General features: G+C 63.5%; 26 protein-coding genes and 1 other RNA gene. 23 read left to right on the forward strand and 4 right to left on the reverse strand.

Annotated elements, in window-relative coordinates; translation table 11 throughout:
* Positions 1-73 precede the first annotated feature (73 nt).
* The 4 genes from AC1Q6Z_RS02145 (at position 74) to AC1Q6Z_RS02160 (ending at position 1,435) form a co-directional block, all read left to right on the forward strand.
* Positions 74-346 carry a DUF4164 domain-containing protein gene (locus tag AC1Q6Z_RS02145; protein ID WP_256120977.1) on the forward strand — a complete coding sequence of 91 codons (273 nt, stop codon included), beginning with the start codon at positions 74-76 and terminating at the stop codon, positions 344-346.
* Between the two features lie 35 nt (positions 347-381).
* Positions 382-753, forward strand: a complete 372-nt coding sequence (locus tag AC1Q6Z_RS02150; protein WP_439615957.1) for a cell division protein ZapA — start codon at positions 382-384, stop codon at positions 751-753.
* A 50-nt stretch (positions 754-803) separates the two neighbouring features.
* Positions 804-962: non-coding RNA, 6S RNA (gene ssrS / locus AC1Q6Z_RS02155), on the forward strand.
* 242 nt (positions 963-1,204) lie between these two features.
* On the forward strand, positions 1,205-1,435 hold the full coding sequence (locus AC1Q6Z_RS02160; RefSeq protein ID WP_492646577.1) for a hypothetical protein: 231 nt from the start codon (positions 1,205-1,207) through the stop codon (positions 1,433-1,435).
* A gap of 123 nt (positions 1,436-1,558) precedes the next feature.
* Here the strand turns inward: AC1Q6Z_RS02160 and tal are convergent, their stop codons facing one another.
* The gene (tal, locus tag AC1Q6Z_RS02165) at positions 1,559-2,521 is read right to left on the reverse strand and encodes a transaldolase (protein WP_256120980.1); all 963 of its coding nucleotides are present in this window, start codon (positions 2,519-2,521) and stop codon (positions 1,559-1,561) included.
* 290 nt (positions 2,522-2,811) lie between these two features.
* On the opposite strand from tal, the gene AC1Q6Z_RS02170 reads away from it, so the two are divergent.
* The gene (locus AC1Q6Z_RS02170) at positions 2,812-3,798 is read left to right on the forward strand and encodes a sugar-binding transcriptional regulator (protein ID WP_492646578.1); all 987 of its coding nucleotides are present in this window, start codon (positions 2,812-2,814) and stop codon (positions 3,796-3,798) included.
* On the opposite strand, the gene AC1Q6Z_RS02175 is transcribed toward AC1Q6Z_RS02170, so the two are convergent.
* Positions 3,795-4,019, reverse strand: a complete 225-nt coding sequence (locus AC1Q6Z_RS02175; RefSeq protein ID WP_439624086.1) for a helix-turn-helix transcriptional regulator — start codon at positions 4,017-4,019, stop codon at positions 3,795-3,797. The genes AC1Q6Z_RS02170 and AC1Q6Z_RS02175 overlap by 4 nt on opposite strands.
* A 207-nt stretch (positions 4,020-4,226) precedes the next feature.
* Here AC1Q6Z_RS02175 and AC1Q6Z_RS02180 point away from each other — a divergent pair, with 207 nt between their 5' ends.
* Both AC1Q6Z_RS02180 and AC1Q6Z_RS02185 read left to right on the forward strand, forming a co-directional pair.
* Positions 4,227-4,811, forward strand: coding sequence for a 5-formyltetrahydrofolate cyclo-ligase (locus AC1Q6Z_RS02180; protein WP_492647230.1), 585 nt, complete (start codon positions 4,227-4,229; stop codon positions 4,809-4,811).
* 10 nt (positions 4,812-4,821) lie between these two features.
* A complete protein-coding gene (locus AC1Q6Z_RS02185) occupies positions 4,822-5,646 on the forward strand; it encodes a TIGR00282 family metallophosphoesterase (protein ID WP_492646579.1) in 825 nt (274 codons plus the stop codon).
* Positions 5,647-5,706: 60 nt separating this feature from the next.
* Here AC1Q6Z_RS02185 and AC1Q6Z_RS02190 read toward each other — a convergent pair whose 3' ends face one another.
* Positions 5,707-6,243, reverse strand: a complete 537-nt coding sequence (locus AC1Q6Z_RS02190; RefSeq protein ID WP_492646580.1) for a pyridoxamine 5'-phosphate oxidase family protein — start codon at positions 6,241-6,243, stop codon at positions 5,707-5,709.
* A gap of 165 nt (positions 6,244-6,408) precedes the next feature.
* On the opposite strand from AC1Q6Z_RS02190, the gene AC1Q6Z_RS02195 reads away from it, so the two are divergent.
* The 3 genes from AC1Q6Z_RS02195 to AC1Q6Z_RS02205 all read left to right on the forward strand — a co-directional run bounded on the left by AC1Q6Z_RS02195 (position 6,409) and on the right by AC1Q6Z_RS02205 (position 8,670).
* Positions 6,409-7,248: an MBL fold metallo-hydrolase gene (locus AC1Q6Z_RS02195; protein WP_492647231.1), complete on the forward strand. Its 840-nt coding sequence runs from the start codon at positions 6,409-6,411 to the stop codon at positions 7,246-7,248.
* A 14-nt stretch (positions 7,249-7,262) separates the two neighbouring features.
* Positions 7,263-7,757 carry a hypothetical protein gene (locus AC1Q6Z_RS02200; RefSeq protein WP_256120985.1) on the forward strand — a complete coding sequence of 165 codons (495 nt, stop codon included), beginning with the start codon at positions 7,263-7,265 and terminating at the stop codon, positions 7,755-7,757.
* A gap of 166 nt (positions 7,758-7,923) precedes the next feature.
* Entirely contained in the window at positions 7,924-8,670 is a 747-nt protein-coding gene (locus AC1Q6Z_RS02205; protein ID WP_256120986.1) for a YebC/PmpR family DNA-binding transcriptional regulator, read from the forward strand.
* A gap of 59 nt (positions 8,671-8,729) precedes the next feature.
* On the opposite strand, the gene AC1Q6Z_RS02210 is transcribed toward AC1Q6Z_RS02205, so the two are convergent.
* The gene (locus AC1Q6Z_RS02210) at positions 8,730-9,731 is read right to left on the reverse strand and encodes an LLM class flavin-dependent oxidoreductase (RefSeq protein ID WP_492646581.1); all 1,002 of its coding nucleotides are present in this window, start codon (positions 9,729-9,731) and stop codon (positions 8,730-8,732) included.
* A gap of 171 nt (positions 9,732-9,902) precedes the next feature.
* Here AC1Q6Z_RS02210 and ruvC point away from each other — a divergent pair, with 171 nt between their 5' ends.
* The 13 genes from ruvC to ybgF all read left to right on the forward strand — a co-directional run bounded on the left by ruvC (position 9,903) and on the right by ybgF (position 20,152).
* A complete protein-coding gene (gene ruvC / locus AC1Q6Z_RS02215; protein ID WP_327508617.1) occupies positions 9,903-10,415 on the forward strand; it encodes a crossover junction endodeoxyribonuclease RuvC in 513 nt (170 codons plus the stop codon).
* A gap of 55 nt (positions 10,416-10,470) precedes the next feature.
* On the forward strand, positions 10,471-10,734 hold the full coding sequence (locus AC1Q6Z_RS02220; RefSeq protein ID WP_256120989.1) for an AbrB/MazE/SpoVT family DNA-binding domain-containing protein: 264 nt from the start codon (positions 10,471-10,473) through the stop codon (positions 10,732-10,734).
* Positions 10,715-11,131, forward strand: a complete 417-nt coding sequence (locus AC1Q6Z_RS02225; RefSeq protein WP_492646582.1) for a type II toxin-antitoxin system VapC family toxin — start codon at positions 10,715-10,717, stop codon at positions 11,129-11,131. The genes AC1Q6Z_RS02220 and AC1Q6Z_RS02225 overlap by 20 nt, the downstream gene beginning before the upstream one ends.
* A gap of 12 nt (positions 11,132-11,143) precedes the next feature.
* On the forward strand, positions 11,144-11,761 hold the full coding sequence (gene ruvA / locus AC1Q6Z_RS02230) for a Holliday junction branch migration protein RuvA (protein WP_492646583.1): 618 nt from the start codon (positions 11,144-11,146) through the stop codon (positions 11,759-11,761).
* A 40-nt stretch (positions 11,762-11,801) separates the two neighbouring features.
* A complete protein-coding gene (ruvB, locus tag AC1Q6Z_RS02235; protein WP_492646584.1) occupies positions 11,802-12,842 on the forward strand; it encodes a Holliday junction branch migration DNA helicase RuvB in 1,041 nt (346 codons plus the stop codon).
* Between the two features lies 1 nt (position 12,843).
* Positions 12,844-13,746, forward strand: a complete 903-nt coding sequence (locus AC1Q6Z_RS02240; RefSeq protein WP_492646585.1) for a metallophosphoesterase — start codon at positions 12,844-12,846, stop codon at positions 13,744-13,746.
* 46 nt (positions 13,747-13,792) lie between these two features.
* Positions 13,793-14,263: a tol-pal system-associated acyl-CoA thioesterase gene (gene ybgC, locus AC1Q6Z_RS02245; protein ID WP_492646586.1), complete on the forward strand. Its 471-nt coding sequence runs from the start codon at positions 13,793-13,795 to the stop codon at positions 14,261-14,263.
* Positions 14,264-14,579: 316 nt separating this feature from the next.
* Positions 14,580-15,296 carry a protein TolQ gene (gene tolQ / locus AC1Q6Z_RS02250; RefSeq protein ID WP_256120995.1) on the forward strand — a complete coding sequence of 239 codons (717 nt, stop codon included), beginning with the start codon at positions 14,580-14,582 and terminating at the stop codon, positions 15,294-15,296.
* Between the two features lie 26 nt (positions 15,297-15,322).
* Positions 15,323-15,775: a protein TolR gene (gene tolR, locus AC1Q6Z_RS02255; protein WP_256120996.1), complete on the forward strand. Its 453-nt coding sequence runs from the start codon at positions 15,323-15,325 to the stop codon at positions 15,773-15,775.
* Between the two features lie 9 nt (positions 15,776-15,784).
* Entirely contained in the window at positions 15,785-16,897 is a 1,113-nt protein-coding gene (locus AC1Q6Z_RS02260) for a hypothetical protein (RefSeq protein ID WP_492647232.1), read from the forward strand.
* A 22-nt stretch (positions 16,898-16,919) separates the two neighbouring features.
* The gene (gene tolB / locus AC1Q6Z_RS02265; RefSeq protein ID WP_256120997.1) at positions 16,920-18,224 is read left to right on the forward strand and encodes a Tol-Pal system beta propeller repeat protein TolB; all 1,305 of its coding nucleotides are present in this window, start codon (positions 16,920-16,922) and stop codon (positions 18,222-18,224) included.
* A 239-nt stretch (positions 18,225-18,463) separates the two neighbouring features.
* Positions 18,464-19,000, forward strand: a complete 537-nt coding sequence (gene pal, locus AC1Q6Z_RS02270; protein WP_256120998.1) for a peptidoglycan-associated lipoprotein Pal — start codon at positions 18,464-18,466, stop codon at positions 18,998-19,000.
* A 153-nt stretch (positions 19,001-19,153) separates the two neighbouring features.
* On the forward strand, positions 19,154-20,152 hold the full coding sequence (gene ybgF, locus AC1Q6Z_RS02275) for a tol-pal system protein YbgF (RefSeq protein ID WP_492646587.1): 999 nt from the start codon (positions 19,154-19,156) through the stop codon (positions 20,150-20,152).
* Positions 20,153-20,156 lie beyond the last annotated feature (4 nt).

Consider the following 20,156-nt stretch of genomic DNA (forward strand, 5'->3'; position numbering starts at 1 on the left):
AATACTGTCAGGCCGAGAGAACCGGCGCTGGCGGCGGCGATTCGCGTTTTTTGAGAGTGCCGGTGAAGGCTTTATGACGAACGGGGAAACAGTCAGGGCAGCGATCGAGGAGTTGCGCAGGGCGATTTCCTCCCTCGACAATGCGCTCGACATGCGCTTCGACCGCGAACGGGATCACGGCGAGGTCGAGGGCGAGGTGCGGCGTGTGAACACCGACCGCTCGCGGCTCGCCCAGGAATTGGACCAGTCCGAATTCCGCGCCAACCGCCTGGAGGAGGTCAACCGCGAGGTCTCCCGGCGGCTCGTCACCGCCATGGAAACGATCCGGGCCGTGCTCGACCGCTAGCCGCCCGCCTTCCCAGCAATCAGGACAAATTCCGCATGGCACAGGTAACCGTACAGATCGATGGCAAGGCCTATCGCATGGCCTGCGAAGAGGGCCAGGAGGGGCATCTCGAAGAGCTTGCCGCCGGCTTCGATCGGTATGTCGGCCACCTCAAGGAACAGTTCGGCGAGATCGGCGACCTGCGCCTCACCGTCATGGCCGGCATCATGGTGATGGACGAGCTGAACGAGGTCACCCGCCGTCTCACCAAGCTCGAAAAGGAAGCCGAGGAGCTGCGCAAGGGCCGCGAAGGCGTGATGAGCGAGGTCTCCAAGAGCGAGGACGCGATCGCGCAGGCACTCGGCGACCTGACCAGCCAGATCCAGGGCATGGCAGCAAAACTCTCGGGTAAGCCGCCGGTCAACTGACGCTTACGATTGCCACTGGCGAAGAGGCCGCTTTGCGCCTATATATCGGATGCGGTCTGCGCTTCCCGACAGGAACCACAATCCCTGGGGCCATACTCGATCCAAAGGGAGCTGTCCCTGACCCGGCCCGTGGGCTTGGTCACATGGCGCCCACCTACGTTTGTAGGCACCCAGGATCGTAAACATCCATCGGTCGCCGTGGATCGCACTTCGCCTTTCATTACAGTATTCTTGACTGGCTGCCGCCTCGCCACTGTAGCGGCGTGCAAGTCGCTTCCTGTCGAGCTTTGCCGTGAATTCCCGACGGTGAATGTGGGTTTGGCTATGTCAAACTTAATAGACAACTTTGCCGTTCGGCTTAGAATTTCCGCACATGCGATAGGCAAAGCGCCCCATAAAATTACGTCAAACAAAGCGATTTGCCGATTTATCCGCAGGTCAGGAGGCCTTAGTGGACCACCTCTTCGTTAAATCGTCATATCAGCCAGAAGAGCTTGCCGAGCTGAAGTCGATCTTCGACGATATCACGGCCCAGCCATGGTTCGATCCGGACGCGAAAGTGTCATTCGCAAAATATCTGATCGAGACGTTTCCGGCTGAGGCATTCGATGCGCTGCGATATCGGTCCGTCGCCGCCGCGTCCGCGCGGATGTTCTACTGCCGGGAATCCTCGGCTGCGTAAAATTCCAGTTATCCGGGGGTGAGGGGGCCTGGTTCGCAAAGGAGCCGGGTCCTTTCTCTTTTGCCGTAGGCCACGATGCAAAAAAGCCACCCTTTCGGGTGGCTTTTTGTCGAGGTCCCGGGTTTAAGCGGCGGCCTTCAGTTCCTTGTCGATCATCGCGCGCAGGCTGCCGAGATCCTTGGCGAAGGCGCGGATGCCTTCGGAGAGCTTTTCGGTGGCCATGGCGTCTTCGTTCAGCATCCAGCGGAAGGTCTTTTCGTCGATCTTGATCGGCGAAACCTTGGCGGCCTTTTCCGGCGAGAGCTTGCGTTCCAGCGTGCCTTCGGCAGCGTCGAGCTCTTCGAGAAGCGCCGGGCTGATCGTCAGGCGGTCGCAGCCGGCAAGGGCTTCGATTTCGCCGGTATTGCGGAACGAGGCGCCCATGACGATCGTGTTGATGCCGTTGGACTTGTAGTAGTCATAGATCGCGCGGACCGAGACGACGCCCGGATCTTCTTCCGCCGAAAACGTCTTGCCCGAAGCCTTGACGTGCCAGTCGAGGATGCGGCCGACGAAGGGCGAGATGAGGAAGGCGCCGGCATCGGCGCAGGCGATCGCCTGGGCCTTGTTGAAGAGCAGCGTCAGGTTGCAGTCGATGCCGTCCTTCTGGAGGACTTCCGCGGCGCGGATGCCTTCCCAGGTGGAGGCGAGCTTGATGAGGATGCGGTCGCGGGTGATGCCGCGCGCCTCATAGGCCTTGATGATCTCGCGGCCCTTGGCGATGGAGGCTTCCGTGTCGAAGGAGAGGTCGGCGTCGACTTCCGTCGAGACGCGGCCGGGCACGAGTTCGGACAGCGCTGCGCCGACGGAGATGGCCAGGCGATCGGCGACCGCCGAGACGACGCCTTCGCGGTTGCCGCCCTGGGACTGGCCCCAGCGGATGGCTTCGGAGACGGTGTCGGCAAACATCGGCGTGCCGAGTGCCTTGAGCACGATCGTCGGGTTGGTGGTGCAATCGACCGGCTTCAGGCGGCGCACGGCTTCGATGTCGCCGGTGTCTGCCACGACGGTCGTCATCGCGCGGAGTTGTTCAAGCTTGGACGTCATATCGATATCCCGAAATGGTTGTTGCTGGGCCGCTTTCCTTGCACGGAAACGCCAGGCCCTCCTCCAGTTGCTCGTGATGGCGCGCTCGACGACTGTGCTTCCTGTTTCAGTCGTCGCGCGTGCCGGCACAACCAATCCGCCGACGGAATGCGCCAGCCGATATGAGGCGGACTATCGTCGTTTCCGGCGGCAAAAGTCAAGCACTTTTGATCAATCTTCTGAACATATGTCGCATTTTTCGTTTCCTGTGTTAAGGTGTTCCGGAACGATTGCAAAGAGATGGAGGCACCGTGGCAAGGCTCCGGCGCGACACACACACGGCCTATTCGGAATCGGCGGCGCTGAGGCTGCGGGCCGCCTGGCTCTATTACAACCAGGGCCTCACCCAGAAGGACGTGGCGGAGAAGATCGGCGTCAGCCGCACCACCGTCATCCGCATGCTCGATGAGGCGCTGAAGCGCTCCGAGGTGCAGATCTGGATCAATGAGGGCGTGGCCGATTGCGTCGAGCTCGCCGTGCGGCTGGAGAAGGCCTACGGGCTCGACGAGGCCGTGGTGGTCCCGGCGGCCGAGAGTGCCGAGGCCAATGCCAGGGGCGTCGGCCTGGCGCTCGGCCAGTTCCTGACCGAGGCGATCCCGGATGATTGCACGATCGGTGTCGGCTGGGGGCGCACGCTGACCGCCTCGCTCGCCAGCTTCCGCCCGGCGCGGCGCGAGCGGGTGAAGGTCGTCTCGCTGCTCGGCGGCGTGGTCGAGGCGCACCACATCAACCCGATCGAATATACCTGGCGGCTGGCGAGCCAGCTCGGCGCGGAATGTTATCTTTTCCTCGCACCGTTGCTGGTCGATTCGCGGGAGACCAAGCGCAGCCTGATCGAAAAGTGCGGTCTCAAGACGCTGTTCGAGCTGGCGGAAAACATGGACATTGCGGTGGTGAGCTGCGGCGATATCGGCCCGCGCTCCTCCTCACTGTCGCGCGATTTCATCGCCCGGCACGAGCTGGACGAGCTGATCGCCGCCGGCTGCGTCTGCGATACGATGTGCAATTTCCTCGATGCCGACGGCCACACGATCGACCATCCGATCCGCCACCGGGTCATGTCGATCGACCTCGATACGGTGAAGAAGGCACGCCATATCGTGCTCGTCTCGGGCGGCGAGCACCGGGCGCTCGCGATCCGCGCCACCATCCGCCGCGTCGGCTGCAACACGCTGATCACCGACGAGGGTGCGGCGCTCGCCATGCTGCGGCTCGCCGAGACGTCTGCGGCTGCCTAAATCAGGTTGAGACGGGCGGCGCGGATGATTGCGGCGGTGATGTTGCGCGTGCCGAGCTTGTCTATCGCGCTGCGCATGGCCTCGGTCACGCGCGGCATCGCAATGTCGGTCTCGAGCACGATATCGGCCGGCGTCCTGCCGTTGGCGGCAAGTTCAAGACACCGTTTTTCGATTTCGGTCAGCTCGGGAAGGCGGGAAGGGTCATTTTCCGAGGACGTCATGCGGCTCCGCTTAATGGCTGGGTGGCGCCGCGCAAAGCAGAAGCTGTTCTAATGCTTAACGGGAGCGCGCCGTTTTGGACTTTTTCGTCCCGTTGCGGGACGCATTTCTGCGACTTCGACCCGTCGCAAAAACACGGGGATTTGCCTTTCGGCGCTGCTAGCTGGTAAGCCACGCGCAAAAGGCTGGAGAGATCCGTGACATCCCCCGTGACATCCAAGGAACTGAAGGCGGCGATCCGTAACGAGCGGCTGGCATTGCGCGATGCGATGACGCCGGAAGCGCGCATCGAGGGCAGCCTCGCCATGGTGGAGCATGCGGGCGACCGCATCGACTTTGAGCCGGGCATGGTGATTTCCGGCTTCTGGCCGATCCGCTCGGAGGCCGATATCCGGCCGCTGCTCGCCCATCTGCGCACGCGCGGCGCGCGGCTCTGCCTGCCCGTCGTGCTCGACCGCGAGACGATCGTCTTCCGCGAACTCGTCGTCGGCGCGCCGGTGGTGAAGACCGGCTTCGGCACGACCGGGCCGGGGCCGGAGGCGGCCGTGCTCGATCCGGATATCCTGCTCGTGCCGCTCTCTGCCTTCGATAAGGCCGGCCACCGCATCGGCTACGGCGCCGGCCATTACGACCGCGCAATCGACCGTTTGAAGGCAAAGGGCCATGTGCCAAAACTGATCGGCATTGCGTTCGACTGCCAGGAAGTGGCATCAGTACCCGCGGAACCGCATGACGTCGCGCTGGACGCGATCCTCACCGAAAGCGGTTTCCGTTCGTTCCAACAGGTTTCGTAAGGCAGTTTCGATGCGTTTTCTCTTTCTGGGCGATATGGTGGGCAAGACCGGACGGACGGCCGTCTGGCAGCGCCTGCCGGGGCTGATCAGCGATTTCAAGCTGGATTTCGTCGTCGTCAACGGGGAGAACGCGGCCGGCGGCTTTGGGATCACGGAAGAAATCTTTCTCGAAACCATCAATGCCGGCGCCGACGTGGTGACGACCGGCAACCATGTCTGGGACCAGAAGGAGGCTGTGACCTTCGCCGGCCGCCACGACCAGTTCCTGCGCCCGGCCAACTATCCCGCCGGCACGCCCGGCCGCGGTGCCAATCTCTTCATCGCGAAGAATGGCGCGCGGGTGCTCGTCGCCAACATCATGGGCCGCGTCTTCATGCACCCCGAGCTCGACGACCCCTTCAAGTCGGGCGAGGCCATTCTGGCCTCTTGCCCGCTGGGCGAGCAGGCGGATGCCGTGATCTTCGATTTTCATGCGGAGGCGACGAGCGAGAAGCAGTGCTTCGGCCATTTCGTCGATGGCCGCGCCAGCGTCGTCGTCGGCACGCATACCCATGTGCCGACCGCCGATTGCCAGATTTTGAACGGCGGCACGGCCTATATGTCGGATGCCGGCATGTGCGGCGATTACGATTCGTCGCTCGGCATGGAGAAGGAAGAGCCGCTCAACCGCTTCATCTCGAAAATGCCGAAAAGCCGCTTCGAGGCGGCTTCCGGCCCGGCAACGATCTGCGGCCTTGCGGTCGAAATTTCCGACCGCACGGGCCTTGCCGAGAAGATCGCGCCGCTCCGACTCGGCCCGCGGCTGGCCGAAGCGGTGCCGGAGTTCTGGCGCTAGAGCATTCCCAGTCGAAGCGAGATCGCTTCGACGTCGGATAATGCGGGAAAAACAAAAGTCTCAGATCATGTGGCGCAGGTGATCGGCCGAGCCGCCGTTGAAGGTCAGGTGCGCCTTCACGCCGACATCCGGCTCCTCGTCCGGATTGAAGTTCGCCTTGGCGATTTCCCAGCCGAATTTCAGCTTGCTGCCGGTCGAGGCCCAGACTTCGGCGTCCTCGATTTCCAGCGCCAGCATGGTGAGCCGGGGGTCGTCCTTGCCATGGTCGAACCAGGCCTCGACGATCGAGCTCCAGTACTCGTCGATCTTGGCAGGGTCCTTGCGCACGGACAGGCGGCCGGCAAGGCAGGCATGGTAGTCATGATCCTTGCCGACGACGCAGAAATGCGCGCGCGAGCCGGGCGTGATGGCGTCGACGATTTCCGCATCCGTCCGAGTGAAGAACCAGATCGTCGCCGTCTGGCGGTCGAGCTGCGGCGCCATCGGCTGCATATGCATGTGGCTGCCCTCGACGCCGAGCATCCCGGCATGGATCTTGTCGATTTCGTCGAAGAGCTGTTCCTTCGGGTTTTCGCGGGCACGGGTGAGATTGGACATGGATATTCCTCTCGTCTGTTGGCGTTGATGGCAAGGAAACGTGAGCGGGCGGCCAAGGTTCCGGCCAGCGGCCGGTCAACGGATTGTGATCGCCGCGCCGGCCGGCAAATCTCGACCCGCGATGCTTGCGGGCGCATAGTCCCGCCGACCCAATGAACGGAGCCGCTGATGCCGCATCTCCTGCTCATTCCGTTGATCGTTGCAGCCTTCGCCGTGTTCGCGGCACCGCGGCCAGCATCGGCGCAGGCGGAAACGCCCGTCAGCCAGTGCCAGATGATCGCGCGCTCGCTTCCCTACGTCACCTTCGCCAGTTTTTCCGCTGAACCCGCCCTCAAGGTGCAGGCCAAGGCGAACGAGGAGGTGAAGATCACCTATATCGGCCACTCGACCTTCTTCATCGAAACGCCCGCAGGCGTGAAGATCGCCACCGATTATAACGGCTGGTACAAGCCGCCGGCGCTGCCGACCGTGGTGACGATGAACAAGGCGCATTCCAGCCACTACACGACGAACCCGGAACCGGGCATCGAATATGTGCTGCATGGCTGGCAGGATGGCTCGCCGAAGGGCGCGGACCATGATGTCGTGGTGGGCGACACCTATATCCGCAACGTACCGACCGACATCCGCAACTGGGGCGGATCGATGGAGGCGAACGGCAATTCCATCTTCATCTTCGAGGTCGCGGGCCTCTGCATCGGCCATCTCGGCCACCTGCATCATGAACTGACCGAAAAACAATATGCCGAGATCGGCCGGCTCGACGTGCTGATGGTGCCGGTCGACGGCGGCCTGACGATGGGGGCGGAGAGCATGAGCCGCGTCGTGCAGCGCCTGCGCTCGTCGTTAATCCTGCCCATGCACCGCCGCGGGCCGCCGATCAGCCAGTTCCTCTCGATGTTCGGCACGGGCTTCGACGCGGTGACCGACGACGATGCGACGATGACCGTTTCCATCCGCAGCTTGCCCAAGCGGCCGACGATCCATATTCTCTCCGGCGTCTGATTCCGGAGTTTTTGATGCGCTTTCTCATTGCCGTGCCCGCCTTTCTGCTTTCCTGCACGCTTGCCTTGGCGAGCGGTGCGCCGACGCCAGAAGGCCCCGGCGGCGAATCCGGCCAGCCGCGCGGGCTCGCCACCCAGCCGGTGGAAAAGCTCCCGACGCGCACCCTCGGCGTGGCGGAGGATTTTATCCTGCCGTCCGGCAATATTGGCTGCATCTACATTCCCGAAGGCGGCACGGCGGTCTATCAACCGGCCGATGGCGGACCGGAACTGTCCTGCGACCGCGTCGAGCCGAAATACCTGCGCGCGACGCTCGGGCGCAGCGGCAAGGCCTCCGTGAAAAGCAATGTCGGCGATCAGGGCTGCTGCGGCAGCGCGAACACGCTTGACTATGGCGAAACCTGGTCTGCCGGTCCTTTCACCTGCTATTCGGAGCGCACGGGGCTGACCTGCGAGCGCAATGACGGCCATTCCTTCCTGCTCAGCCGCGCCCGCGTCCGGGCCGATTGAGGCGGTCGCCGCTTTGTTTGCGGGACTGCTGGACGTCCGGCGGCAATGAAATTATAAGGCGGCATTTCGAAAATCGGGGCAGCAGGCTGGCGCGTCACCGCGGCAGGGGCTCCGGCACAGTGATCGGCGACCGGAGACGGGTGCCAAAAAACGAGACAGGGGTGCCATGGCTGGCCATTCACAGTTCAAGAATATCATGCACCGCAAGGGCAAGCAGGATTCCGTGCGGTCGAAAATGTTCTCCAAGCTTGCCCGTGAAATCACGGTGGCGGCGAAGACCGGTCTGCCCGACCCGTCGATGAACGCCCGCCTGCGCCTGGCGATCCAGAACGCCAAGGCGCAGTCCATGCCGAAGGACAATATCGAGCGTGCCGTCAAGAAGGCCTCCGGCGTCGATGGCGAGAACTACGAGGAAGTCCGCTACGAGGGTTATGGCCCCGGCGGCGTCGCCGTCATCGTGGAAGCGCTGACCGACAACCGCAACCGCACCGCCTCCTCCGTCCGCTCGACCTTCTCGAAGGCCGGCGGCGCGCTCGGCGAAACCGGCTCGGTGTCCTTCTCCTTCGATCGCGTCGGCGAAATCACCTACAAACTGGCCGTCGGCAGTGCTGACGCCGTCATGGAAGCTGCCATCGATGCCGGTGCCGAAGACGTGACGACCGACGAGGACGGCCACACGATTATCTGCGGCTTCGAGGATATCGGCGACGTTTCCAAGGCGCTGGAAGACAAGCTCGGCGAAGCCGAGACCGTCAAGGCGATCTGGAAGGCGCAGAACACCGTGCCGGTCGACGAGGAAAAGGCGCAGTCGCTGATGAAGCTCATCGACACGCTGGAAGACGACGACGACGTGCAGAACGTCTACTCGAACTTCGAAGTCTCCGACGAAGTCATGGCCAAGCTTTCGGCTTGATCCGCTAGGTCGCAGTCAAAGAAAAGGCCGGGTGCCCGCGAGGCCCCGGCCTTTTTCGTTCAGGCGGCGAGCGCGAGCCCCTGCTGCGCCTCGGCGAAGAGCCGGACCGATTTCAGCCGGGCGTCTATGTCGTAGATCGGCATGGAGACGATGAACTCGTCGGCCTTGGTGATCGACAGGAAATCGGCGATGCGGCGGCGGATCTTGTCCGGCCCGCCGACCACCGCATATTGCAGCGTGTGCTCGACATTGATGCGCTCACCATCGCTCCAGTGCGGATCCATGTCGTCAACCGGTGCCGGGAAGGCGCTGGGCGTGCCGCGGCGCAGGCGCACGAAGGATTGCTGCATTGAGGTGAACAGGTAATCGGCTTCCGCATCCGTATCGGCCGCCGCACCCATCACGCCCACCATGGCATGCGGCTTGTCGAGATATTGCGAGGGCTCGAAGCGCTCGCGGTAGATTTCCAGCGCCGTCAGCAGCATGTCCGGCGCGAAATGCGAAGCAAAGGCGAAGGGCAGGCCGAGCATGCCGGCGAGATGCGCCGAATAATGGCTGGAGCCAAGCAGCCAGACGGGCACATTGGTGCCTGCGCCGGGAATGGCGATGACCTGCTGCTGCGGGCTTGTCGGCCCCATTAGTTGCATCAGTTCGACGACATCCTGCGGGAAATTGTTGGCGGCGCTGTCGAGGTTTCGGCGTAGCGCCTGGGCCGTGCGCATGTCGGTGCCGGGCGCGCGGCCGAGGCCGAGGTCGATGCGGTCCGGGAAGAGCGCAGCGAGCGTGCCGAACTGTTCGGCGATGACCAGTGGCGAATGGTTCGGCAGCATGATGCCGCCCGAGCCGACGCGGATCTTCTGCGTGCCCGCCGCGACATGCTGGATGACGAGAGAGGTGGCCGCGCTGGCGATGCCGCGCATGCCGTGATGTTCGGCGAGCCAGAAGCGCTTGTAGCCGTAGGCTTCGGCCTCCTGCGCGAGACGGCGCGAATTTTCGAGCGACTGGGCGACTGTGCCGCCTTCGATGACCGGGGAAAGGTCGAGGATGGAGAAGGGCACCATGGGAGCGGCCTCGCTATGAGTAGATTTGATTGTGCTCCCATGTAGGTTCAGTTTTGTGAAATCCAAGCGATCCGCGCCAGCTTTTCGCGAGCGCTTCTGCAAACGGCCATTTGTTTTTGTTTTGTTCACATTTCGCTGGCAGGGTCCGGTGGACAGGATTAGGGTTTTCGCATGCAGGAAACGATTCGCATCATCGGCATCGATCCGGGGCTTCGCCGCACCGGCTGGGGCATCATCGAGACACTGGGCAATTCGCTGCGCTTCGTCGCCTCCGGCACCGTGACCTCCGATGGCGACGCCGATCTCGCCTCCCGCCTCTGCCAGCTGCACGACGGTCTTGCCGAGATCATCCACAGCCACCAGCCGCATGAAGCCGCCGTCGAGCAGACCTTCGTCAACAAGGATGCGGTGGCGACGCTGAAGCTCGGCCAGGCGCGCGGCATCGCCATGCTGGTGCCGGCGCGGGCCGGCCTGCGCGTGGCAGAATATGCGCCGAATGCCGTCAAGAAGGCCGTCATCGGCGTCGGCCATGGCGAAAAGCAGCAGATCCACATGATGCTGAAGGTGCTGATGCCGAAGGCGACCTTCACCGGCAACGACGCCGCCGATGCATTGGCCATCGCCATCTGCCACGCCCACAACCGCCAGGGCCTCTCCGGCCGCCTCGCCAAGCTCGTCGGCTGATTTGTTCTTGACTTGTTCCGGGTGGGGCGATAAGTAATACCGCAGAGGTATTACCATGCGTGTGACGGAAAAAGGCCAGGTGACGATCCCGAAGGATATCCGCGACCGTTTGAATATCGGTCCGGGATCGGAGGTGGATTTTGTCGCCGACGACAGGGGGGCGCGGCTGATTGTCGTCTCGGGCGGCAAGGCACAGGAGCCTGAAGATTTCGAGAGTTGGCTTAAAAGCGTGAGCGGCACGTTCGATACCGGCGGCATGACGACGGACGAATATATGGAATGGCTGAGGGGGCCGCGCGATGACCTCGGTCCTGGTTGACACGAACATCTTCATTGATGTGTTTGGACCGGAGACGCCGTTCAAGATCTGGTCTTCCCAAATCATCCTGGCGCTCAAGCCGCAGGCGCAGTTCATCATGACGCCGGTCGTCTGGTCTGAGCTGGCCGGGCTGCTGCCGAGCGAAGACGAGCTGGCGCTCGCGCTATCGAGGCTCAACCTGCAGCGTGAGGCTCTGCCCTTTTCTGCAGCCTATCGGGCTGGGCTTGTGCACCAGCACTATCGGAAGGCGGGCGGGCAGCGGGAGCGCACCTTGCCGGATTTTCTGATCGGCGCGCATGCGGAAGCCCGGGGACATCGCCTGCTCACGCGCGACACCGGGCGCTATCGTACCTACTTTCCCGCGCTCGACATCATCTCTCCCGAAACCTATCCCTGACGGACCCCTTTCATGATCGGCAAACTCAAAGGCACAATCGATGAGATCGGCGACGACCATGTGGTCATCGACGTGCATGGGGTCGGCTATGTCGCCCATTGTTCGGCGCGCACGCTCGGCAAGATCGGGTCAGCCGGCGAGGCGGCGGTGCTGTTCATCGAGACCTATGTGCGGGAGGACCAGTTCCGGCTGTTCGGGTTTCTGACGGCGCTGGAGCGGGAGTGGTTCCGGCTGTTGCAGAGCGTGCAGGGCGTCGGCTCGAAGGTGGCGCTCGGGGTGCTTTCGACGTTGACACCGGGCGAACTGGCGAATGCCATCGCGTTGCAGGACAAGACGGCAGTCTCGCGGGCACCGGGTGTGGGGCCGAAGGTGGCGGTGCGCATCGTCACCGAACTGCGCAACAAGGCGCCGGCCTTTGCGGGGGAGGCATCGGCCTCGATCGGGTTGAAGCAGGAACTGGGCGAGGGCGTGGCTTCGGCGCCGGTTTCCGATGCGGTCTCGGCGCTGACCAATCTCGGTTATTCGCGTGACCAGGCGGCCAATGCCGTCGCCGCCGCGCTGAAGAATGGCGGGGAGGGGGCGGACAGCGCCAAGCTCATCCGCCTCGGCCTCAAGGAATTGTCGCGGTGATGCGGTTGCCTTCCGCCGTGGACAATGGGATTAGGCGCTCATGAGCGAAGAGGACAGACTGCTGGCGCCGGAAAAGCGCGGCGAGGACATCGATACCGCCTTGCGGCCGCAGACGCTGGACGATTTCACCGGCCAGGCGGAGGCGCGCGCCAATCTCAAGATCTTCATCGAGGCGGCGAAGAACCGCGGCGAGGCGCTGGACCATGTGCTGTTCGTCGGCCCGCCCGGCCTCGGCAAAACGACACTCGCGCAGATCATGGCGAAGGAACTCGGCGTCAATTTCCGCTCGACCTCCGGCCCGGTCATCGCGAAGGCGGGCGACCTTGCGGCGCTGCTGACCAATCTCGAAGAGCGCGACGTGCTCTTCATCGACGAAATTCACCGCCTCAACCCGGCCGTCGAGGAAATCCTCTACCCGGCCATGGAGGATTTCCAGCTCGACCTGATCATCGGCGAAGGCCCGGCGGCGCGCTCGGTGAAGATCGACCTGTCGAAATTCACCCTCGTTGCCGCGACGACCCGGCTTGGCCTCCTCACGACGCCGCTGCGCGACCGTTTCGGCATTCCGGTCCGGCTGAATTTCTACACTGTCGAGGAGCTGGAATCGATCGTGCGCCGCGGCGCGCGGCTGATGGGGCTCGGCATCACCGAAGACGGTGCCCACGAGATCGCGCGTCGGGCGCGCGGCACGCCGCGCATCGCCGGCCGTCTGCTGCGCCGGGTGCGCGATTTTGCCGAAGTGGCGCGGGCCGAGGCGGTAACCCGGGTCATCGCCGACGACGCGCTGACGCGGCTGCTCGTCGACAATATGGGGCTCGACCAGCTCGACCGACGTTATCTGTCGATGATCGCGCACAATTTCAGCGGCGGGCCGGTCGGGATCGAGACCATCGCGGCGGGTCTGTCCGAGCCGCGCGATGCGATCGAGGACATCATCGAGCCCTACATGATCCAGCAGGGTTTCATCCAGCGCACGCCGCGCGGCCGTGTTTTGACCGTAAATGCCTGGAAACATATGGGCCTGACGCCGCCCAAGGATCTCGAGGCGACGCAGTTCAGATTGTTTTCCGAGGACGATTGATGTGCTGACGCGGCGCGGGATGCTGAAGGCCTTCGGTGGACTGTTTGCCGCGGGCCTTTCGTCCTCCGCCTATGCCGTGGGCGTCGAACCGCTGCTGCGGTTGCGCACGACGACCTACCGGATTTCGCCACCCGGCTGGCCGGAGGGGCAGAAGCTGCGGATCGTCGCGCTTGCCGATATCCATGCCTGCGAGCCCTGGATGAGCGCGCGCCGCATCGGCGACATCTGCCGCCATGCCAACGATCTCGGCGGCGATATCATCGTGCTGCTGGGCGATTATCTCTCCAGCATGCGCGCCGTCTGGGGCACGGTGCCGCCGGCGGCGTGGGCGACCTCGCTTTCGACGCTTCAGGCACCGCTTGGCGTTCATGCGGTGCTCGGAAACCATGACTGGTGGGACGATCCCGATGCGCAGGCGATCGGCGGCGGGGAGACCTTCAGCCACCGGGCACTGCGCGATGCCGGCATTGCCGTTTATTCGAACAGCGCCGCGCGGATCGAGACGACGACTGGTGCCTTCTGGCTCGCTGGGCTGGAAGACCAGATCGCGTTGCGCCCCGGCCGGCAATGGAACCGCTACGGTTATGTCGGGCTCGATGACCTGCCGGGCACGCTGGCGCATGTGACGGACGACGCGCCGGTCATCCTCCTGGCGCATGAGCCGGATATCTTTCCGCAGGTGCCGGCGCGGGTCTCGCTGACCTTGTCCGGCCACACCCATGGCGGTCAGGTGCGGTTGTTCGGCTATTCGCCCATGGTGCCCTCCGCCTTCGGCAACCGCTACGCCTATGGTCACGTCGTCGAGGATGGCCGGCATCTCTGCGTTTCCGGCGGGCTCGGCTGCTCGATTGCGCCGGTGCGCTTCGGCTCGCCGCCGGAGATCATGGTCGTCGAACTCGGGTGAGCGCCGCAACCTTGCATTTCCGGGCGCTTTGGGGGAGAGAAGCGCCATGAGCGACTTGAACCATCACCTCTCAGGCGAACTGACCGAAACGGGTCACCGGCTCGCGCAGCGGGTCTATTACGAGGACACGGATTTTTCCGGCGTGGTCTATCACGCCCGCTACCTGCATTTCCTGGAGCGCGGGCGGACGGATTACCTGCGGCTGCTCGGCGTCGAGCAGGGCAGCCTCGTGCTGGAAGAGGACCGCGAAGGGCTCGTCTTCGTCGTGCATCGCATGGAGATCGACTTCAAATCGCCGGCGCGCATGGACGACATCCTGACCATCGTCACCTCGACCGAAAAGGCGGGCGGCGCGAAGTTGATCCTGAACCAGGAGATCCGTCGCGGCGAGCAATTGCTGATCGCCGCGCGCGTCATCATCGCCGTCATCAATGCTGCCGGTCGGCCACGCCGTCTGCCGGAAGGTCTGGCGGCGCGTTTTCTTGCCAAAGCGCAGGAAGCGTCCGGCGCGCATTAGCAGTAACGCTCCCTTAACCATAATGATGTCTTACTCAGGTGGTGAGGATTTTGTGCACTGCACGTCATCCTTTAACCAAATTTGCCGTCAAGAAGGCAGGTTGTAAGCGTTTGACCGGCATGGCGGCCGGCGGCATCAACCGGACATTCTTGACGGACATGCGAAGCGGGTGCGGGTGAAAATCCTTGGCTGCGACGTCGTGTTTGTGAATGCCGATTGCGGGTTCCACCTCCCAGGAGACCGCGAGGGCGTGAATGTTACCCGGTCGTGGCCGCAAAGGCCCGTGCCGGGTGTTTGGATTCGGGGACATAGGTCTATGGAACAAGTGGGTTTGGAAGCGGCAGGCAGCGTGACCCTTTGGGCGCTCTTCATGCAAGCCGGGTTCGTCGTCAAGCTGGTCATGCTCGGCCTCATCGCCGCGTCCGTGTGGACGTGGGCGATCGTCGTCGACAAGACGGTGAGCTACGGCAAGGCCCGTCGCCAGCTCGATAGTTTCGAGCAGGTCTTCTGGTCCGGGCAGTCGCTGGAGGAGCTCTATCGCACCCTCTCCGACCGCCAGACCTCCGGCATGAGCGCCATCTTCGTGGCGGCGATGCGGGAATGGAAGAAGAGTTTCGAGCGCGGCGCACGATCGCCGATCGGGCTTCAGATGCGTATCGACCGGGCGATGGACGTGACGCTGTCGCGCGAATCCGAAACGCTCGAAGCGCGGCTCGGGTCGCTGGCGACCATCGGCTCCTCGGCGCCCTTCGTCGGCCTGTTCGGCACGGTCGTCGGCATCATGACCTCGTTCCAGGCGATCGCCGGTTCCAAGCAGACGAGCCTTGCGGTCGTGGCACCCGGTATCGCCGAAGCGCTTCTTGCGACCGCCATCGGCCTTCTTGCCGCAATTCCGGCGGTTATTGCCTACAACAAGTTCTCTGCAGATGCCGGCAAGCTGACGGCGCGCATGGAGGGCTTTGCGGACGAGTTCTCCGCCATCCTCTCGCGCCAGATCGACGAGAAGCTGCAGCCGCGCGCCGCGGCGCAGTAATCCTGTCCTGAGACGGAGACAACGCCATGGGCATGTCAGTCGGTACAAAAAATTCGGGCGGTGGCCGCCGTCGTCGCGGCGGGGGCAAGAAGGCTCCCATGAGCGAGATCAACGTGACGCCGTTCGTCGACGTCATGCTGGTGTTGCTCATCATCTTCATGGTGGCAGCACCCCTGATGACGGTTGGCGTGCCGATCGACCTGCCGAAGACGAAGGCGAGCGCGCTGAATGCCGATACGCAGCCCATCACCGTTTCGGTCAAGGCAGACGGCCAGGTCTTCCTGCAGGAAACGCCGATCCCGATCGACGAAGTCGCTGCTAAACTTCAGGCCGTGGCGACGACGGGTTACACCGAGCGCGTCTTCGTGCGCGGCGACGGCAATGCGCCCTATGGCATCGTCGCCGACGTGATGTCGCGCATCCAGGCGGGCGGGTTCACCAATATCGGCCTCGTCACCGATCAGAAACCGGACAATTGATTGCGCGCCATGAAGGGCAGTCTCGCCACATCCGCCGTGCTCCACACCCTGGTTCTGACCTGGGCGCTGGTTTCGCTCGGCAGTCCTGAGAGCTTCGACGTCGCCAACGTCGAGGCCATGCCGGTCGACATCGTGTCGATCGAGGAGCTGACGCAGATCCAGCAGGGCGACAAGAAAGCCGAAATGAAGGAAAAGGCGGCGCCCGTCCCGACCAAGAAAGAAACGCCGGTCGAGAATGCGGAAAATGCCGGCGAAAACGATGTCGACCTGAAGAACCTGCCGACGCCGGAGGAAAAGCCGAGCGATATCGAGACCGCGGCAGCACCGGAAAAGGCCGAAAAGGTCGTCCAGACGCCGGACACCAAGCCCGTCGAGGACGTCAAGCAGGAAGAGACCGCCAGCGAGCCTTCGACCGAGGTCGCGGCACTTCCCGAGACCAAGCAGGAGGTTAAGCCGGACCCGAAGCCCGAGGCGACGCCCTCGGAGGAAAAGCCGGCCGAAGCCGAGGAAGCCGAAGCGCTTCCCGACAAGATCCCGCTCCCCGAGATGAAGCCGAAGATCGAGCCGAAGAAAACGGAAACCGCGGAAAAGCCCGAGGAAAAGAAGGTGGAAACGGCAAAGGCCGAGACCGCCAAGACGCCGGACCGCAAGAAGGACCAGAAGAAGAAGCAGGAAAAGGCGAGTTCGCTGAACGACAGCGACTTCAACGCCGACGAGGTTGCAGCCCTTCTCAACAAGGAAAAAGCGGCTGGCGGCGGCGCCAAGCGCTCGCAGGAGCAAGCAGCCCTCGGCGGCAAGAAGACGACAAGCGGCACCAAGCTCTCCTTGAGCGAAATGGACGCGCTACGCGGCCAGATCCAGAACAACTGGTCGATCATCCCCGGCCTTGCCGATGCTGCCGACGTGCGCATCCAGGTCAAGATGCAGCTCGACCAGAACGGCGACATTATCGGCGAGCCGGAAGTTGTGGCGACGGGCGGTTCGGATTCCGCACGCCGCGCGCTTGCCGGCGGTGCCCGCCGAGCCATCATGAAATCGCGGCCCTTCAAGGGCCTGCCACCTGAAAAATATGACGCCTGGAGCGAAGTCATCGTGAACTTCGACCCCAGCCAGATGATGTAAGAACCTAGGAAGGCCTAGATAGATGTTCAGACGCAACCTCCTCCGATTCCTGGTCGTGCTGACCGGCCTTGTGGCTAGCCTGCCGCAGGCCTGGGCGCTCGTGGAAATCAACATCAACAAGGGTAACGTCGAACCGCTGCCGATCGCGGTGACGGATTTCGTCGCAGCCGGCGATCTCGGCCAGCGCATCACCGACGTGATCGCGGCCGACCTGAAGCGGTCCGGTCTCTTCGCACCGGTCAACAAGCAGGCCTTCATCGAGAAGATTTCCAACCCCGACCAGCCGCCGCGCTTCGACGACTGGAAGGTCATCAATGCGCAGGCGCTCGTCACGGGCCGCGTGACGCAGGAGGGCGACGGGCGCCTGCGCGCCGAGTTCCGCCTCTGGGACACCTTTGCCGGCCAGCAGTTGACCGGCCAGCAGTTCTACACCCAGCCGGAAAACTGGCGCCGCGTCGCGCATATCATCGCGGATGCGATCTATGAGCGCCTGACCGGTGAGAAGGGCTACTTCGATACCCGCGTCGTCTATGTCGCCGAAAGCGGCCCGAAGACGGCCCGCAAGCGCCAGCTCGCCATCATGGACCAGGACGGTTTCAACGCCCGCGCGCTGACCAACGCCAACGAACTGGTGTTGACGCCGCGCTTCTCGCCGAACCGCCAGGAAATCACCTACATGTCCTTCGAGGGCAACCAGCCGCGCGTCTATCTGCTCCAGCTTGAGACGGGGCAGCGCGAAGTGGTCGGCAACTTCCCGGGCATGACCTTCTCGCCGCGCTTCTCGCCGGATGGTCAGAAGGTCATCATGAGCTTGCAGCAGGAAGGCAATTCCAACATCTACACGATGGACCTGCGCTCGCGCACCACGACGCGGCTCACCTCGACGGCGGCGATCGATACCTCGCCCTCCTATTCGCCGGACGGCACGCAGGTCGTCTTCGAAAGCGACCGCGGCGGAAAGCCGCAGCTCTACGTGATGGGCGCCGACGGCTCCAACCAGCGTCGCATCTCCTTCGGCGACGGCTCCTATTCCACGCCGGTCTGGTCTCCGCGCGGCGACCTCATCGCTTTCACCAAGCAGTCGGGCGGAAAGTTCTCGATCGGCGTGATGAAGACGGACGGTTCGGGCGAGCGCATCCTCACCTCCGGCTTCCACAATGAAGGCCCGACCTGGGCGCCGAACGGCCGCGTGCTGATGTTCTTCCGCCAGGCGGCCGGCGCTGGTGGTCCGCAGATCTATTCGATCGACCTTTCCGGCTATAACGAGCAGGCCGTGCAGACCAAGGGCTTCGCCTCCGACCCGGCCTGGTCGCCGCTTCTGGAGTAGCACCATATATGTGGCGGGCCTGCCGCGTTCTTGCCGCAAAGTCCTGTAAATCAGGGCGCAAGGCGAGACGGGCAGGCCCGTTTCCGTTTTAGGCAAGGGGCCGGGGACGGTCTTACAAGCAATCGTTAACCATAATCGTTGAATGCGGATTAACCGCTCGCGGTTACAGTCTGGCAACCCTGATTGAAACCGCTGCTTCAATGAACTTGACGCAAGAACTGACGCAAGGAGACCGGCTCATGAGCCGCATTCATTCCCCGGCCGCTGGCCGCATGCAGACCATCGCCCGCAACCCGGTGATGATCGCCCTGTTCATGACGCTCGCCCTTGCAGGCTGCGCCTCCAAGAAGAACATGCCGAACAATGCCGGCGACCTCGGCCTCAACGGCGGCGCCGGTGCCGCGACGCCGGGCTCGCAGCAGGACTTCACGGTCAATGTCGGCGACCGCATCTTCTTCGACACCGACTCCTCGTCGGTTCGCGCCGATGCCGCAGCGACGCTCGATCGCCAGGCCCAGTGGCTGCAGCGCTACCCGAACTACGCGATCACGGTCGAAGGCCATGCCGACGAACGCGGCACGCGTGAATACAACCTTGCGCTCGGCGCACGCCGCGCTGCCGCGACCCGCCAGTATCTCGCATCGCGCGGCATTCCGGCAAACCGCATGAAGACCATCTCCTACGGCAAGGAAAAGCCGGTCGCCGTCTGCGACGACATTTCCTGCTGGTCGCAGAACCGCCGCGCTGTCACCGTTCTCGGCGGCGCCGGCATGTAATTCCTTCTTCGGAAGGATGGTGCGAAAGGCGGCCGAGAGGCCGCCTTTCTTTTTTCAACACACTTTGGCCGAACTCCGTTGCTTTTTGAGTGCATATGGGAAAACTCTTCGGCGGCGCTTCGGCGCATCATGGGACCAACAGGACGAAGATAGATGAAGAAACTTGTCGCGGCAGGCGTTCTCAGTCTCGCAGCGGTAGCAGGCATGGTCGGGCCGATCAGCGCTTCGCCGCTGTCGGCGCTGGCGAACGGCTTCCTGCCGGCCCACAGCGAACGGTCGGGTGAGGGCAACGTGATCCTGGCGCAGGCCATGGATCCGCGCGTCGGCCAGCTCGAAGAGCAGATCCGCAGCCTCAACGGCCGCATCGAGGAAATGAGCTACCAGCTCCTCCAGATGCAGGAACAGCTCCGCAAGACGCAGGAAGACAACGAGTACCGCTTCCAGGAAATCGAAAAGAGCGGCGGCTCCGGCAAGAGCGGCGCGCTCGACAAGCCGGTGAACGGCGGCACTGCCGACCAGCAGATCGCTTCGAACAGGGTGCCGGCGGATGATACCGCCGGGACCGACACGCTGGGCGCCGAAAACGGCAACGGCGGCGCCGGGCCGCAGGAGCTCGGCTCGATCAAGTTCGACGAGAACGGCAACCCGATCGGTGCCGCGACGAACCCGGACCTCGACAACCAGAGCGCCTCGATCGGCAACGACAATTCGCTGCCGGGCGTCGATGGCGGCCTGCCGGCGGCCTCGCAGTCGTCGACGGCTTCGCTCGACAATCCGGACGACCTCTACCAGGTCGCCTACGGCCATGTGCTTTCCGGCGACTACCAGCTCGCCGAGCGCGAGTTCCGCGACTATCTCGACATCTTCCCGAGCGGTGAGAAGGCGGCGGACGCCAATTTCTGGCTCGGCGAGGCGCAATATTCGCAGGGCAATTTCAACGATGCCGCAAAGACCTTCCTGAACGCGCACCAGACGTTCAGCAAGTCGAAGAAGGCGCCGGAAATGCTGTTGAAGCTCGGCATGTCGCTTGCCGCTCTCGACAACCGCGAGACCGCCTGCGCGACGCTGCGCGAAGTGAACAAGCGTTACCCGAACGCCTCCAAGGCCGTGAAGAGCAAGGTCACGTCCGAACAGGGCCGCCTGTCCTGCTGATTGC

The organism is Shinella sp. GW835-FHT14H05 (assembly GCF_058793575.1).